This window comes from Streptomyces sp. NPDC001502 (genome assembly GCF_042894785.1).
Taxonomy (GTDB): Bacteria; Actinomycetota; Actinomycetes; order Streptomycetales; family Streptomycetaceae; genus Streptomyces; species Streptomyces kutzneri.
This window is the reverse complement of record NZ_JBIAVW010000009.1, coordinates 364,031-379,156: the sequence shown is the minus strand read 5'-3', so window position 1 is coordinate 379,156 and position 15,126 is coordinate 364,031. Positions and strand designations below refer to the sequence as shown.

16 protein-coding genes are annotated in these 15,126 nt (G+C 71.1%); 7 read left to right on the top strand and 9 right to left on the bottom strand.

Annotated features, from left to right (window positions below):
* Positions 1-181: 181 nt before the first annotated feature.
* Positions 182-700 carry a DUF4245 domain-containing protein gene (locus tag ACFY0D_RS19005; protein WP_382550913.1) on the bottom strand — a complete coding sequence of 173 codons (519 nt, stop codon included), beginning with the start codon at positions 698-700 and terminating at the stop codon, positions 182-184.
* 267 nt (positions 701-967) lie between these two features.
* On the opposite strand from ACFY0D_RS19005, the gene glpX reads away from it, so the two are divergent.
* Complete coding sequence (gene glpX, locus ACFY0D_RS19000; RefSeq protein ID WP_390799337.1) at positions 968-1,999, top strand: class II fructose-bisphosphatase; 1,032 nt, start codon at positions 968-970, stop codon at positions 1,997-1,999.
* A 361-nt stretch (positions 2,000-2,360) separates the two neighbouring features.
* Here glpX and ACFY0D_RS18995 read toward each other — a convergent pair whose 3' ends face one another.
* The 3 genes from ACFY0D_RS18995 to ACFY0D_RS18985 all read right to left on the bottom strand — a co-directional run bounded on the left by ACFY0D_RS18995 (position 2,361) and on the right by ACFY0D_RS18985 (position 4,428).
* The gene (locus ACFY0D_RS18995) at positions 2,361-2,759 is read right to left on the bottom strand and encodes a WhiB family transcriptional regulator (RefSeq protein WP_390799336.1); all 399 of its coding nucleotides are present in this window, start codon (positions 2,757-2,759) and stop codon (positions 2,361-2,363) included.
* Positions 2,760-2,891: 132 nt separating this feature from the next.
* Positions 2,892-3,491: a TIGR03086 family metal-binding protein gene (locus ACFY0D_RS18990; RefSeq protein ID WP_390799335.1), complete on the bottom strand. Its 600-nt coding sequence runs from the start codon at positions 3,489-3,491 to the stop codon at positions 2,892-2,894.
* A gap of 271 nt (positions 3,492-3,762) precedes the next feature.
* Complete coding sequence (locus ACFY0D_RS18985) at positions 3,763-4,428, bottom strand: DUF1707 domain-containing protein (protein WP_390799334.1); 666 nt, start codon at positions 4,426-4,428, stop codon at positions 3,763-3,765.
* Between the two features lie 150 nt (positions 4,429-4,578).
* Between ACFY0D_RS18985 and ACFY0D_RS18980 the strand changes: the two genes are divergently transcribed.
* A complete protein-coding gene (locus ACFY0D_RS18980; RefSeq protein ID WP_390799333.1) occupies positions 4,579-6,246 on the top strand; it encodes a fumarate hydratase in 1,668 nt (555 codons plus the stop codon).
* A 92-nt stretch (positions 6,247-6,338) separates the two neighbouring features.
* On the opposite strand, the gene ACFY0D_RS18975 is transcribed toward ACFY0D_RS18980, so the two are convergent.
* From ACFY0D_RS18975 to ACFY0D_RS18965, 3 genes are read right to left on the bottom strand one after another with little or no spacing between them, the layout of a single operon-like run.
* Positions 6,339-7,187: a helix-turn-helix domain-containing protein gene (locus ACFY0D_RS18975; protein WP_390799332.1), complete on the bottom strand. Its 849-nt coding sequence runs from the start codon at positions 7,185-7,187 to the stop codon at positions 6,339-6,341.
* Between the two features lie 14 nt (positions 7,188-7,201).
* Positions 7,202-7,717, bottom strand: coding sequence for a DUF6879 family protein (locus ACFY0D_RS18970; RefSeq protein ID WP_390799331.1), 516 nt, complete (start codon positions 7,715-7,717; stop codon positions 7,202-7,204).
* Positions 7,689-7,943, bottom strand: coding sequence for a hypothetical protein (locus tag ACFY0D_RS18965; protein ID WP_390799330.1), 255 nt, complete (start codon positions 7,941-7,943; stop codon positions 7,689-7,691). Before ACFY0D_RS18965 ends, ACFY0D_RS18970 begins: the two co-directional genes overlap by 29 nt.
* Positions 7,944-8,369: 426 nt before the next feature.
* Between ACFY0D_RS18965 and ACFY0D_RS18960 the strand changes: the two genes are divergently transcribed.
* From ACFY0D_RS18960 to ACFY0D_RS18950, 3 genes are all read left to right on the top strand, one after another.
* The gene (locus ACFY0D_RS18960) at positions 8,370-8,519 is read left to right on the top strand and encodes a hypothetical protein (protein ID WP_390799329.1); all 150 of its coding nucleotides are present in this window, start codon (positions 8,370-8,372) and stop codon (positions 8,517-8,519) included.
* Positions 8,520-8,524: 5 nt separating this feature from the next.
* Positions 8,525-9,691, top strand: coding sequence for a protein-L-isoaspartate(D-aspartate) O-methyltransferase (locus tag ACFY0D_RS18955; RefSeq protein WP_390799328.1), 1,167 nt, complete (start codon positions 8,525-8,527; stop codon positions 9,689-9,691).
* 126 nt (positions 9,692-9,817) lie between these two features.
* The gene (locus tag ACFY0D_RS18950) at positions 9,818-10,426 is read left to right on the top strand and encodes a hypothetical protein (RefSeq protein ID WP_390799327.1); all 609 of its coding nucleotides are present in this window, start codon (positions 9,818-9,820) and stop codon (positions 10,424-10,426) included.
* On the opposite strand, the gene ACFY0D_RS18945 is transcribed toward ACFY0D_RS18950, so the two are convergent.
* On the bottom strand, positions 10,389-10,679 hold the full coding sequence (locus tag ACFY0D_RS18945; RefSeq protein WP_390799326.1) for a hypothetical protein: 291 nt from the start codon (positions 10,677-10,679) through the stop codon (positions 10,389-10,391). The genes ACFY0D_RS18950 and ACFY0D_RS18945 overlap by 38 nt on opposite strands.
* A 53-nt stretch (positions 10,680-10,732) precedes the next feature.
* On the opposite strand from ACFY0D_RS18945, the gene ACFY0D_RS18940 reads away from it, so the two are divergent.
* Positions 10,733-11,506, top strand: a complete 774-nt coding sequence (locus ACFY0D_RS18940) for a glycerophosphodiester phosphodiesterase (RefSeq protein WP_390799325.1) — start codon at positions 10,733-10,735, stop codon at positions 11,504-11,506.
* A gap of 470 nt (positions 11,507-11,976) precedes the next feature.
* On the opposite strand, the gene ACFY0D_RS18935 is transcribed toward ACFY0D_RS18940, so the two are convergent.
* A complete protein-coding gene (locus tag ACFY0D_RS18935) occupies positions 11,977-13,482 on the bottom strand; it encodes a ricin-type beta-trefoil lectin domain protein (RefSeq protein WP_390799324.1) in 1,506 nt (501 codons plus the stop codon).
* Positions 13,483-13,615: 133 nt separating this feature from the next.
* On the opposite strand from ACFY0D_RS18935, the gene ACFY0D_RS18930 reads away from it, so the two are divergent.
* A complete protein-coding gene (locus ACFY0D_RS18930; protein WP_390799323.1) occupies positions 13,616-15,019 on the top strand; it encodes a class II fumarate hydratase in 1,404 nt (467 codons plus the stop codon).
* The last annotated feature ends 107 nt before the right edge of the window (positions 15,020-15,126 follow it).

Sequence of the window (15,126 nt, the reverse complement as noted above, 5' to 3'; positions counted from 1 at the left end):
CCCGCGGCGTGTCGCGGGGGGGGCCCCCCCCCCCGCGGCCGCCCGGCCCCCCCCCCCCCCCCCCCCGGGGGGGGGGGGGCCGGGGGGGCCCCGGCCCCCCCACGGCCCTTCTCGTGTACACGGCCTCGCGCAGCTGCGCGAAGCCCTGCCAGCCCTGCAAGGGCCACAAGCCCTGCGAGGGCTACTTGCCCTGCTTGAACTCCAGCGCCGCCGCCAGCGCACCGAGCTGCTCGAAGGAGGCCGTGCCGGTCACCACCGTGACGTGGCCCTGCTCCTGCCGCACGAGGGCGTCGTACTTCTCGCCGTCCCAGCGCTCCCAGGTCAGGTCACCGACCTGCTGCGTCTGCCCGGTGGCCGTCGCGTGCTGGGTGACCTTGGCGAGGTACTTCGCCGAGGTGTCCGTGGACTGTTCCACCGCCGCGTACTGCTGCTCCGGGTCGAGGAAGCCCAGGTGCCAGGCATTGGCGTTCTTGCGCTCGTACGTCACCGAGGTCGCCCGCCACTGCTCCTGGAGCCCCACGGGGGCCGCCACCGGATACGGGGCCGCGCGCCGGGCCGTCAGGGTTTCCACCCGGTAGTCGACCGTGCGCGTCGGATCGGCCTTCTCGTCATGCGGGACGAAGAGGTAGATCCCGGCGACGACGATGCCGATCACCCCCAGCGACCGGACCATGTCCCAGACCGTCTGCTTGCCTTTCATACCTGCCACGGGACCCATCGTCCCGCATCGCGGGGCGGCGATCACCGCCGGGGTCGCGGTGCGGCGCGCGTCGGCGGACCCTGGAGAGTCCCGGAGAGTCCCGGAAGCTCCTGGAGAGCCCTGGAGGACCGCAAGACGTCCGCTCAGGACAATCGACTGACCGATATGCCGCTCATACGTGACCCGCCCTGCTCAATATGTCGACGTACCGATAGAGTTCCAGCACCCTCACTTCCCGGCCGTCGCCGTACAGAAAGGTGCGCTCCGATGACCGAGCACAACCTGCCGCCCCAGCTCGAAGTCTCTCCGGAGGCCCCCGACCGCAACCTCGCACTCGAACTCGTACGGGTCACCGAGGCCGCCGCCATGGCCGCGGGCCGGTGGGTCGGACGCGGCGACAAGATCGGCGCGGACGGTGCCGCGGTCAACGCGATGCGCACCCTGATCTCCACCGTCTCGATGAACGGCGTCGTCGTCATCGGCGAGGGGGAGAAGGACGAAGCCCCCATGCTCTTCAACGGCGAGCGGGTCGGCGACGGCACCGGCGCCGAGGTCGACATCGCCGTCGACCCGATCGACGGCACCACCCTGAACGCCAAGGGCATGCCGAACGCCATCGCCGTCCTGGCCGCCGCCGACCGCGGCACCATGTTCGACCCGTCCGCGGTGTTCTACATGGAGAAGCTGGTCACCGGCCCCGAGGCCGCCGACTTCGTCGACATCAACGCACCCGTCTCGGTGAACATCCGCCGGGTCGCCAAGGCCAAGAACATGGCCGTCGAGGACGTCACCGTGGTCATCCTGGACCGCCCCCGCCACGAGGGCATCGTCAAGGAGATCCGCGAGACCGGCGCCCGGATCAAGTTCATCTCGGACGGCGACGTCGCGGGCTCGGTCATGGCGGTGCGCGAGGGCACCGGTGTGGACCTGCTCCTCGGCATCGGCGGCACCCCCGAGGGCATCATCTCGGCGTGCGCCATAAAGTGCCTCGGCGGCACGATCCAGGGCAAGCTGTGGCCGAAGGACGACGCCGAGCGCCAGCGCGCGCTGGACGCCGGCCACGACCTGGACCGCGTCCTGTTCACGAACGACCTGGTGTCCGGCGAGAACGTCTTCTTCGTCGCCACCGGCATCACCGACGGCGAGCTGCTGCGCGGTGTCCACTACCGCTCGGAGACGGCGACGACGTCCTCGCTGGTCATGCGCTCGAAGTCGGGCACGATCCGGCGGATCGACTCCACGCACCGCCTGTCGAAGCTGCGTGCGTACAGCGCGATCGACTTCGACCGCGCGCACTAGGCCGTCTCTTCCGGATCTTGCCGGTTGAGCCCGCGCCGTCCGGTGCCGTGCCTCGCAAGGCGGAGGGCCGCCCGTGTACTGGACGTACTCGGGCGCGCCCGACGACGCGGCAAGGTGCGGTGCCAGGCGGCAGGGGGCAGGGGGCACCTCCCAGCCCCCTGGGGCTGGGGGAGGGTCAGGCAAGATCCGGAAGAGACCGCCCAGTCACCGGAGTGAGGAAGCGAGAGGGGCGGTCACCGCGTGCGGCGGGACCGCCCCTCTCGCACATCCACGTCCGGCCGAGCCGCGTCCGGCTCCGGCATCCGTCGTCCGGCGCCCCGGCGGTCGACCACGGGTGACCCACGGACGACCCGCGACCGGCTCAGCCCGCCGCGGCGATCGGCCCGGACCCCGGGGCCTGGCGCAGCTCGGCGGCCCTGCGCCGCATCCGCGCCAGCACCACCCGGCGCTCGGCGGCGGTGAGCCCGCCCCACACCCCGTACGGCTCGGGCTGGAGCAGCGCGTGCTCCCGGCAGGCAACCATCACCGGGCAGCGGGCGCAGACGCGCTTGGCGGCCTCCTCGCGGGAGAGCCGGGCCGCGGTCGGCTCCTTGGACGGCGCGAAGAAGAGCCCGGCCTCGTCGCGACGGCACACCGCCTCCGCATGCCATGGGCCGTCCTCCGCCCTCGCCGGCACCCGCGGCTTCGGCACGGCCGCCGCGCGCCCCGGAAAACTCTGGACGGCGGCTACCTGCAAGGACTGATGCGGCGGATGCGGCACGGTCTACTCCTGACGACGTGTACGTGAGCGAGAGACGACGCACCTGTCCCTACCCGCTGTACGCGCCCCTATGCACCGCGCGCCACGGGCCGCCGGGGGTTCGTCCGAAACGAGACCCCGCCGGGCGGGCCCTCACGCCACGGGTGCGGCCCATCCGGGATCCCGCCCGAGGAAGGCCAGCAGGCGCGCCGCGGCGCCCTCGTCCGCGCCGGGCGCGAGGGGGAAGACCGGGCCGTAGGCGAAGCCGCGCAGGGGCTCGGCGAGGGCGTCGGCGGCCGGGCGCAGGGCGGCGGCCAGCGCGTCGGTCAGGCCCGGCGGGCGGCCGGTGGCGACGGCGATGTCCCAGGCGTGCACGGCGGCGTCGAGGGCGGCGGCGCCGACGGCCGTCCCGGCCGGTACGGAGAAGGGCGGCAGCGGCACGGCCACCTCGACGTCACCGGGGGCGACCCCGGCGAAGGCCTCGGCCGCGGCCGCGAGCGCCGGGTCCAGCAGGTCCGCCGGCGTGCCCGCCAGGGCGCCGGAGGGCGCGAAGGGGTCCTCGGCGGGCCCGGGCCCGCCGGTCAGGCGCGCGGCGTAGGCCAGCTGGTCGCCCGCGGCGTGCTGGAGGACCTGGGTGACGTTCCACTGCGCGCAGGGGGTCGGGCGGTCCCAGCCGTCGGCGGGCACCCCCGCGACGGCCTCGCGCAGGGTCGCGTACGCCTGGTCGAGCAGTTCCCACTTGGTTGTCGTCATGGTCCGGACCCTAGGGGGTGTCTTGCCGGGCGGGCCGGATCAGGGAGCGGTGGCCGGTGCCATGGGGCCTCCCCAGGCCCGCCAAAGCCGAGGGGAAGATCGCGAGGCCGAGGAGGGAGTCGACACGGAGCGTCGGCGACCGACGAGAACGCGGCGAGCGTGCGGGCCGGGCTCCGCGAGCCCGGCCCGACCGGCAAGACACCCCCAGGGGCGCCCGGGTGGACCGTCGGCCGGATTTCGTCGGCCCCGCGGTGCGCCGGGCCGTGTGGGCTCAGCCGTCCAGGCGCTTGCGCAGCTTGCGGGCCAGGTCCACCAGGCGGGCGCCGGGCTTGGGCCGCGCCTCGATGTTGCCCAGCAGGGCGAAGCCCCGCACGATCACCACCGGTGCCTGCGGGTCGCTCTCGCCGCGGCCCTCGCCGCGCACCTCGAAGTTGCCGAGGACCCCGCTGCCGTAGCCGCGCAGGGTGACGTTCTCCGGGACCAGGACCTCGACGTTGCCGAGGACACAGGTCACGTTGATCTCGGTGACCTGCTGTTCGAAGACCGCCTCGGTGAGGTCGATGTTGATGTCGCCCATGACCGAGATCGCGCGGGTGTGCGCGCCCGGCCGCCAGCGGCCCTTGCGGGCCGAGCTGCTGCAGACGGCCACTATGGTCTCGGCGGGGCCGCCCGGGGCGGTGGAGGGGGCCGCGTAGGCGGGTGGGGCATGGACGCCGCCGGGCGCGGGCAGATCCCGTACGAGCACTTCCAGCTCTCCGACGGTCTTGACCGCGTAGAGCGTGTCCAGGCGGTCGGAGTGCTCCTCGGCCGTCAGCCGGCCTTCGGCGAGGGCGTCGCCGAGGATCTGCGCGATCCGGTCCCGGTCCGCGTCGGAGGCGCGCAGCCCGGCGGGATCGGGGGCGGGTGCGGGGGCGGCGGGGTGCTTTTCCAGGTCCACGACGCCCAGCATAGCCAGACACGATAGATCGCGATACTGCCGAGTGAGCCTTACCTCACAGACGCGCCCGCGGGGAGAGGTCCTACGCTGGTTAACCGCGCTGCCAATTGGTCGCCAGCGCCTTCTGCCGAGTGAGGAATGACTGCCGTCATGCCAGAGTTTGCGTACACCGACCTGCTGCCCCTGGGCGAGGACACCACCCCGTACCGGCTGGTGACCGCCGAGGGCGTGTCCACCTTCGAGGCGGACGGCCGTACGTTCCTCAAGGTGGAGCCGGAGGCGCTGCGCAAGCTCGCCGAAGAGGCCATCCACGACATCCAGCACTTCCTGCGCCCCGCGCACCTCGCGCAGCTGCGCCGCATCATCGACGACCCCGAGGCCTCCTCGAACGACAAGTTCGTGGCCCTGGACCTGCTGAAGAACGCGAACATCGCGGCGGCCGGCGTCCTGCCGATGTGCCAGGACACGGGCACGGCGATCGTCATGGGCAAGCGGGGCCAGAACGTGCTGACCGAGGGCGGTGACGAGGCGGCCCTGTCCCGCGGCATCTACGACGCGTACACCCGCCTCAACCTGCGCTACTCGCAGATGGCGCCCCTCACCATGTGGGAGGAGAAGAACACCGGCTCGAACCTGCCCGCGCAGATCGAGCTGTACGCGACCGACGGCGGCGCGTACAAGTTCCTCTTCATGGCCAAGGGCGGCGGCTCGGCCAACAAGTCCTTCCTCTACCAGGAGACCAAGGCGGTCCTCAACGAGGCCTCCATGATGAAGTTCCTGGAGGAGAAGATCCGCTCGCTCGGTACGGCGGCCTGCCCGCCCTACCACCTGGCGATCGTGGTGGGCGGCACCTCCGCCGAGCACGCGCTGAAGACCGCCAAGTACGCCTCGGCGCACTACCTGGACGAGCTGCCCCGCGAGGGCTCCCCGCTGGGCCACGGCTTCCGCGACGAGGCCCTGGAGCAGCAGGTCTTCGAGCTGACCCAGAAGATCGGCATCGGCGCGCAGTTCGGCGGCAAGTACTTCTGCCACGACGTCCGCGTCGTGCGCCTCCCCCGGCACGGCGCGTCCCTGCCGGTCGCCATCGCCGTGTCCTGCTCGGCGGACCGCCAGGCCACCGCGAAGATCACCGCCGAGGGTGTCTTCCTGGAGCAGCTGGAGACGGACCCGGCGCGCTTCCTGCCGGACACCACGGACGAGCACCTGAACGACTCGGCGGACGTCGTCAAGATCGACCTGAACCAGCCGATGGACGACATCCTGGCGACCCTGACCAAGCACCCGGTGAAGACCCGCCTCTCCCTCACCGGCCCGCTGGTCGTGGCGCGCGACATCGCGCACGCCAAGATCAAGGAGCTGCTGGACTCGGGCGCGGAGATGCCGCAGTACCTGAAGGACCACCCGGTCTACTACGCGGGTCCCGCGAAGACCCCCGAGGGCTACGCGTCGGGCTCCTTCGGCCCGACCACGGCCGGCCGCATGGACTCCTACGTCGAGCAGTTCCAGGCGGCGGGCGGCTCCAAGGTCATGCTGGCCAAGGGCAACCGCTCCCAGCAGGTGACGGACGCGTGCGGTGCGCACGGCGGCTTCTACCTGGGCTCGATCGGCGGCCCGGCGGCGCGCCTCGCCCAGGACTGCATCAAGAAGGTCGAGGTCCTGGAGTACGAGGAGCTCGGCATGGAGGCGGTCTGGAAGATCGAGGTCGAGGACTTCCCGGCCTTCATCGTGGTCGACGACAAGGGCAACGACTTCTTCCAGAACCCGGCCCCGGAGCCGACGTTCACCCACATCCCGGTCCGCGGCCCGGGTCTCGGCTGACCCCTGCAGCAACACCTGTTGAGAGCCCCTGGCACCCGCCGGGGGCTCTCTGCCTGATCAGCGGTCTCGCGCCCGGCCGGATGCGGCCGTGCTCAGTCCAGGGACGCCAGCGCACCCGCTACGAGGGAACGCGCCGCAGGGCCCCGCGAGGCGCCCTGCGAGAGCCGATCGAAGGCCTGGGCGTACAGCTCGACCTGACTCGGCTGAGTGAGCGTGGAAGCGGCATCCAACGTGTCCGCGTGCACCCTGGCATCGTCGAAGATCGTGAAGGTTGGCATGGGCCATACGGTCCGTTGCGCCGAGAACGGGATGATGCCCACCGCGACGTTCTGGAGCTCCATCACCCCGAGCAGGTGGCCAAGCTGTGCCGCCATGGCCTCCGAACTGCACATCCGGTACCGCAGTACGGCTTCCTCCAACACGAAGGAGAACCGCCGCGCGCCATGGTTCAGCACTGCGTTTCGTCGCATGCGGGCCGCCACGGCGTCACTCACGTCGTCCGGGGTTCCCCGGAAGTCTGCGATGGATGACAGCAGGGCCGTGGCGTATGCAGGCGTCTGGAGGAAGCCTGGGATGACGTCGGAGACGTAGACCCGGAACAACTTGCTCTCCTGATACAGCTCCCCCGTGGACTCTTGCAGGCGGCGGAGACCACTCCGCTGAAGTCGTCTCCACTGAACGTGCGCATCGGCTGATTGCCTGTTCGCCGCGACCAGGTCAGCTACCTGGTCTTCAGCGCGGCAGGCTCGGCACCACGATCTGATGTCTGTGTCCGAGGGTGGTGTCTTGGCGTTCTCGATCCGGGACGACTTCGACTCCGACCAACCGCACCTGACGGCCAGCTCCCGCCCACTGATCCCCGCGTCCCTTCGGATCTCGCGTAGACGGCCGGCGAGGTCTTCGCGGGCTTTCTGCACGCTCGAAGAGGGGTGTGGAGGCATGGAGCCGGCTTTCGTCAGATCTCGTACAGGTGATGCGGAATCGCTCGCTCCCAGACCGCTTCGAAGGCAGCGGAGCACAGCTTCGCGGTCTCCGGGTCAGACGTGATCTCGTCCTCGACCACCATTCCGTCGCCGGAGAAGTGGTGCACACGCAGAAGAGCACCGTCGAACAGCCAGAAGTCATTTCCCGGCAAGGCGATGCTCGTAGCTCTGCGGCGTGGCAGCCACCGGACCGCCTCGCCCGCCGTGACGTTGGCGTGGGTGACGTAGTGCTCCCAGCGGATGTATTCCGAGACAGGCTCGGAGACCACCCGAGCTCGGCGCACAGATACGCCACGGGCCACAGTGTCCGTAATCAACTGATCGTAGGAATGCCACCAGGACTCGCGGTCCTGCCAGTTGATCCGCTCGCCGCGCTTCCACGCCTCGAACCGATCCGTCGGGGCGTAGGAGTCGCGGAGCTCCAGATGGACAGCGGACCGCTCACACTGGCCAAGCAGCTCAGCGAAGCTGGGCACGCTCGACGGCATCGCACGCCTCCCTGATCATCGGGATCATCCGGGCCGGAATCCTCACGATGGCTTCACTGTCGGGGACCGGTCCGTTCGCGGGGCTGCTCGCCTCGCAGTCCGCCTGAGTTTCGGCGCTCGGCTTCCATCCCTGCAACAGGATCTCCTGAGCGTCCGCGTCCGCCCACACGGTGGGGCAGTGGTCCCGGTCCGTGTTCGGGTCGATGCCGACGAACTGTACGGCCATGGCTGGCTCCCTGGTCTAGGTGCTTGCTCGGGCTTGCATGAGCTTCTCCGAGCAGCCGATATGACGTCAATACCGCTACAAGCAACGCGAATTGGCGTGCAAGGTCATGCAAGTTTGTGGAGTCTCATTCCAGCGGCTCCCTAGGTTCGTTCCATCGACTTCGGGAGCGATCGGGAGGACGCCATGGCGGGCACCGGGCAGACGGCGGAACAGGCGTGGGAGTACGCGACCTACACGAAGAAGCGTGAGACGTGCCCCGCACGCAAGAAGCCCATCCGGCCCGATCGGCCTGCCCGGTCGGCCGCGTGCCCGCGGCGCTGACAGTCGCCCGAGGAGCACGCGCCTGACGGCGCACAGTCCAGCACAGACCCCGCTCCTCACCGGGCGGGTCGCACGTTCATCAAACCGATTGCCAAGGAGGAACCAATGAACGGAAAGCACGGCGGCGGTACGGGCAGCGGCCAGGGCGGCAGTCAGCAGGACGACGGCAGCAGCGGGCGCGGACACGGAGGCGGCGGCACCGACACCGGTAGCGGCGGAAACTCCTCCGACGGCTCCGGCCCCGCGAAGAAGTAGGTCAGATGACCGCGCGCACAGAAGAGGCGGGCCCCCAGGGGCTCGCCTCCGCGCTCGTCCAGTCGGGCGCTCTGCACTCCGATTGGCTGCCGACGTACAAGGCAGTGCCCCGAGACCTGTTCGTGCCTGACCGCATGTGGCCGGGCATCCCTGACGGCACCCGGCAGAACCCTTTGGTGGACCGCACCACCGACCCCCGTGCCTGGTTCCGCGCGGTGTTCTCCGACATCCCTCTCACGACGCAGTGGGATGACGGCAACCACGCGGGGGACGGCCTCGGCACGACCCCGAGCAGTTCCAGTTCCCAACCACGCATGGTGTTCTCGATGCTGGCCGATCTCGACGTCAGGGATGGGCATCGGGTCCTTGAGATCGGTACGGGTACGGGCTGGAACGCAGGCCTCCTCTCGCACCGGCTCGGGCCCGGGAACGTGGTCTCCGTCGAGTTCGACCCCGGGGTGGCCAAGGGCGCGGTCGGGAACCTCCGGGGCGCCGGCCTGTCCCCTCTGGTGATCGTGGGGGACGGCCGGCTGGGCTTCGCGGGAGGTGCGCCGTACGACCGCGTCATCGCGACGTGCTCGATCGGTGAGGTCCCCCCTGCGTGGATCGAGCAGACCGTGCCCGGCGGAACGATCGTCGCCCCCTGGGGGACGGAGTACGGCGGCGAGGCGATTGTCCGGCTCACCGCGAACGGCGACGGCACGGCCGGCGGCCACTTCACCCGTTCCAGTGCCTTCATGCGGCTTCGGCAGCAGCGCCGGAACCGGCCCCCGCATGGCGAGTACCTCAAGGGGCGGGAATGGCCCGCGGATGGCGACCGGAGCACGACGGTGCTGCCTCCCGCCGAGGTCGGCGGGTGGTTGGAACAGTTCGTCATCGGGCTCCGCGTGCCCGGGGCGTTCTGGACGGTGGAGCGCTACGACGACGGCGCGTACACGCTGTGGACCTACAGCACCGACAGGAAGTCGTGGGCCTCGGCCGACCATGTGCCGCAGCGGCAGGAGTACGAGGTCGTCCAGTCCGGCCCCCGCAGGCTGTGGGACGAGACAGAAGCCGCCTACCGCTGGTGGGAGGAAAGGGGGCGACCCGGATTCGATCGCTTCGGCTTGTCCGTTGACGGCGACGGCGGACGGGCGTGGGCGTGGCTCGACTCCCCGAACGACCCCGCCTGAGGGCCTCTCCCCCGTTCGGGGGAGAGGCCCTCAGGCATATCCGCCCATCGGCAGATGGCAGGCCTGCGGGCTCCCGGCGAGGCTGTTCCCGTAGCCGAACGGCTTCACTTTCAACGGGAGTTCACGATGAAGAACCGCAAGCGCGCGCTCGTCCTGGCCGGAACCGCCGCCGCTCTCGTGGCGACGCTGATCGGCGCGGCTCCGGCCCCCGCGGCGCCGGCCGCGCCGAAGCTCGCCTCGGTGCACGGCGGCGGGACGGTGTCCTACCCCTACGTCCCGAAGGAGCACGACATCCGCTTCACCGTCGACGCCGACGCCGCCCCGTGGAGCAGGCCCTTCCCGGCCCCGGGCGGGGAACAGGGCATGCCGGTCGACGCGCGCGGCAAGGTGACCGTCTACCACGCCATGCCCGACGCGGACTTCACGGCCGTCGCCGAGGCGGAGGTGGACTGCATGGTCACCGGCGGCAAAACGGCCACGATCACCGCGGTGGTCACGTCCTCGAACGTCGGCTGGGAGGGCAAGCGGATCGGGATCAGCGTCCAGGACGGGGAGCGCGGCGGGCCCGACCGGGTGGGCTTCTCGTGGGGCATCGCCAACGTCGACGTGAAGGCCGACGGATCGGTGGCCGAGCCCCGCGTGGGCACGTGCATGGCCCCGGCCCCCTTCACCGAGGTCACCAAGGGCGGCTTCAAGGTCAACCCGGCCCCCCTGGCCCCGCGGCCGAAGTCGTAGTCACGGCGTCAGGATCCGACAGGTACCGGGCCTCAACGGGGGTGGCCCGGTGCCCCGCCTTCCGCGCGGCCGCCACCTCGGCGATCGGCAGCCCGTACACCCGGCGCAGCACGGCGACCGGCACCCCGTCGGGACCGCCGGCCGGCAGGTGGACCGTGCCCTCCCGGGCCACGGTGCGCTCGCGGATCCACGGCGGCGGTACGCCCCGGCCGCGGTCGCGCCACCGGACGGCGTACATCTCCTGTTCCGGCATCCGGGCAGCGTGCGGCACCGGGCCGGTCACCGCATCCGGATAACGTCTCTTCCATGAACCGGCAGTCCATGCTCCCCGCCACCGCCCGCACCGTCCGGGTGGTCGCCCACCGCGGGGCCTCCGACGAGTACCCCGAGCACACCCTCGCCGCCTATCGGCAGGCCATCGCCGACGGGGCCGACGCGCTCGAATGCGACGTACGCCTCACCGCCGACCGCAAGCTGGTGTGCGTGCACGACCGGCGGGTGGAGCGGACCTCCGACGGGCGCGGGGTGGTCTCCGAGATGACCTACGCGCAGTTGTCCGCGCTCGACTTCGGCGGCTGGAAGGGCGCGGAGCACCGCGGGGCGCAGGTGCTGCTCTTCGAGGACCTCTTGAAGGAGGCGCTGGCCGCCGACCGGCCCGTCGGGCTGGCCGTGGAGACCAAGCACCCCACCCGCACCGGCGGCCGCCTGGAGGCCGAGCTCGTGCGGGTCCTGAAGGACCACGGACTGGCCGACGGCTCGACGGGCCTGGTCGAGGTGATGAGCTTCTCGCGGGGCGCCCTGATCAGGCTGAACCGGCTCGCGCCCGGCCTGCCGGCCGTCTACCTGATCGAGCGGCGGCTGCGGCCGCTCCGGCCGCCGTTCGCGGGGCATGCCGGGCCGGGCATCGACCTGGTGCGCGAGGACCCGGGGCTGGTGGCCCGGCTGAAGGCGAAGGGGCTGTCGGTGCGGGTGTGGACGGTGGACGAGCCGCAGGATGTGGAGCTGTGCGTGCGGCTCGGTGTGGACACGATCATCACCAACCGGCCCCGGCAGGTGCGGGAGCAGTTGGAGAGCCGCTGACGCGCGGCCGGGCGGCGGGTCCGGTCAGTCCCGCTGCGCCGCGGTGCGCGAGGACCTCGACGAGGAGCCTGCGCGCACGGCGCCCACGCCGGCAGGTGCACCGCTTTGGCGGGGAGGAAGGCCCCGGCCGGGAGGGCCAGGAGCAGGGCCGCGGCCGGGAGGGCCAGGAGGAAGGCCCCGGCCGGGAGGGCCAGGAGGAGGGCCGCGGCTGCTACGAGGATCGGACTCACCCTTACGTGGAAACGGTCGGAACGGTGGGAACGAGGCATCGGGCCGGCGACCACCGGAGGCCGGGGGGCCACGGTCACCCTGCCACGACACCCGCTCCGAACAGCGGACATGTGTTCGCCGAACACAAGAACGTCCCGCGGGGGATCAGGCGCGACATCGGGTCTGGCACCCGACCCGGCGTGGAAACACCCGGCCGGGGTGCGCCGGCCGGGCGTGGGGGGTCTGCGGGTGCGGGGCGGTTACACGAAGCGCTGGCCGGCGGACCCGTTGCAGGTCTGCAGGCGCAGCGGCTCGTGGGCGGCGGCCACCGTCAGGCACATGCCCGGGGCGGCGGCGGGGCGGAAGGTGGCGCCGTCGCGGACGAACTGCTGGTTCGCGCCGCCGTGGCAGTTCCAGATGATCAGGCCGGTGCCGGAGCCGTAGTTGGCGCCGGGGGCGTCGAGGCAGCGGTCCTGGGTCAGTTCGATGTGGACGGACCTGCGGACGCCGTCGTACCACCAGCCCTGGTTGCGGCCGCCGTGGCAGTCCCATCCGACGATCTTGGTCTCATTCGCGCTGGAGCCGCCGAAGGAGTCGAGGCAGTTGCCGGTCGCCTCGTTCTTGAGGGCCTTGAACTTGTCGTCCCAGGCTCCGGCCTGCAGGACGGGCGTCCCGGTGCTCGCGGGGTCGGCGCAGGAGGCCTCGCGCAGGCCCGAGTTGTAGAGCTGGGTCAGGCACGACGCGAAGGCGCCGTGGCCGCGGTAGTTGGGGTGGAAGGACTGGCGGGCGGTGTTCTCGTCCCACGGGAAGTGGTCTCCGAGGTCCAGGTAGAGGCCGCGCGCCCAGGTGTCCTCCATGCAGACCTCGTGGCCGTGGAAGAGCCGCGAGTTGTCGAGGTAGACCGCGCCGGAGGCGAGGGCCGCCGCGCGCATCCCCTTCTCGAAGGCGGGCACCGCGTAGTTGCGGCCCCAGGCGGCGTCGGAGTCGTAGCCGGCGCAGCCGCCGGGCAGCTTGCCGGGGAAGTTCGGGTTGTCGTAGAAGTCGGGCCCGATGGGGCTGGGGTAGCCCATCACGACGAGCTTGTAGTCGGAGTCGGCGTAGCCGGCGTCGCGCATGACGGTCTTGAGGTCCGCGACCGTGGCTTCCACCTTGGGCTTGAGGCCGTCGACGCGCGCCTGCCAGCCGGGCCCGTACTTGGGCTCGCAGGTGCCCTGGCTGAGCACCCAGCGGGTCACGCAGTCGGTCATGACCGGGCCGAACTGGAGGTCGTCGTTGGCCCCGGCGACCAGCAGGACCATCTTGATCTTCGTGTTGCGCGCCTTGACGGCCAGGTTGTCGCTCTGCACCAGCTCGTCGGCGTACTGCTTGCCGCCGCCGATCCTGATGTTGCCGGTGTAGCCGCCGGAGCAGGCGACGTTGAAGGTCAGGTCGGCCGGTATGCCGGTGCGGTGGATCGCCGAGTCCGGCGAGCGGTGGCACTGGTTGTTCGGCGTGTTGGTCGCGGGGTCGTAGTTGCCGACGCCTTCGCCCGAAATCTCGCTGTCACCCAGCGAGATCAGGCCGGTTTTGCGCTCGTTCAGCGGACGTACGGCAGGATCGCCATAGATCTTGGTGGCCTCCGCGGCCCGGATGGCCTCCAGCTCGGGCGACAGCGGCACGGCGGCGGCCCCGGAGGCGGGCGCCGCCTGGGCCATGGGGGTGATGGCGGTGACACCCCCGAGGGCGGCCGCGATCGCCGCGACGGCGGCGAAGGTAGATCTGAGCATGGGTCTCGTACGGGCACGTGCCATGGAACGCCTCCCCGGAAGTGGGTGTTACCCCCGGTATTTACTGGCCGGTAGGTGAGTTGGGAACACTTCGAACAAGACAATTGCTCAACTTTTTGAGGAGGCCACAGAAATGACGGATGACCAGCAGGCCGATGCGTTCCGGACCGAGCACGACTCCATGGGCGACGTACGGGTGCCCCGGCACGCCAAATGGCGTGCCCAGACCCAGCGCGCGGTCGAGAACTTCCCCATCTCCGGGCAGCGGTTGGAGCGCGCCCACATCGAGGCGCTCGCCCGGATCAAGGCCGCCGCCGCCGTGGTGAACGCGAAGCTCGGCGTGGTGGACCAGGACGTCGCCGACGCGATCCGCTCCGCCGCGGCCGAGGTCGCGGACGGCCGCTGGGACGACCACTTCCCCGTGGACGTCTTCCAGACCGGCTCCGGAACCTCGTCCAACATGAACACCAACGAGGTGATCGCCACCCTCGCCACCGAGCGCCTGGGCCGCGAGGTCCACCCCAACGACCACGTCAACGCCTCGCAGAGCTCCAACGACGTGTTCCCGTCGTCCATCCACATCGCCGCCACCGCCGCCGTCACCGGCGAGCTGATCCCGGCACTGGAACACCTGGCGGCCGCGCTGGAGCGCAAGGCCGCCGAGTTCGCGCAGGTCGTCAAGGCCGGGCGGACCCACCTGATGGACGCCACCCCGGTCACTCTCGGCCAGGAGTTCGGCGGGTACGCCGTCCAGATCCGCTACGGCGTCGAGCGGCTGCGGGCGGCCCTGCCGCGGCTGGCCGAGCTGCCGCTGGGCGGCACCGCGGTGGGCACCGGGATCAACACCCCGCCCGGGTTCTCCGCCGCGGTGATCGCCGAGGTCGCCGCCACGACCGGGCTGCCGCTGACCGAGGCCCGCGACCACTTCGAAGCCCAGGGGGCCCGCGACGCCCTCGTGGAGACCTCCGGAATGCTCCGCACGGTCGCCGTCTCCCTCACCAAAATCTCCAACGACCTCCGCTGGATGGCTTCCGGGCCGCGCACCGGTTTGGCCGAAATCAATCTCCCGGATCTCCAGCCGGGCTCCTCGATCATGCCCGGGAAGGTCAATCCGGTGGTCCCGGAGGCCGTCCTGATGGTCGCCGCACAGGTCATGGGGAACGACGCGGCTGTCGCCGTGGCGGGCGCGGCCGGCAATTTCGAACTCAATGTGATGCTCCCGGTGATGGCCAGGAACCTCCTCGAATCGATCCGGCTGCTCGGCAGCGTGAGCCGCCTGCTGGCCGACCGCACGATCGACGGAATCACCGCCAACGCGGCCCGGGCCAGGGAATACGCCGAGTCCTCGCCCTCCGTGGTCACCCCGCTCAACCGCTACATCGGCTACGAGGAGGCCGCCAAGGTCGTCAAGAGGTCCCTCGCCGAGCGCAAGACGATCAGGGAGGTGGTCCTGGAGTCCGGTTACGTGGAGCGCGGCGCCCTCACCCTGGAGCAGCTCGACGAGGCCCTCGACGTGCTGCGCATGACGCATCCCTGACCCGTCCGGCCGCCCCCGCGGGCGGGGGCCGGATCCGGTCGATTCTCATCGCCGAACCCCCCGGTGACCTGCGCCGCAGCGGGCCCGGGGACCCCCGCCCTAAGATC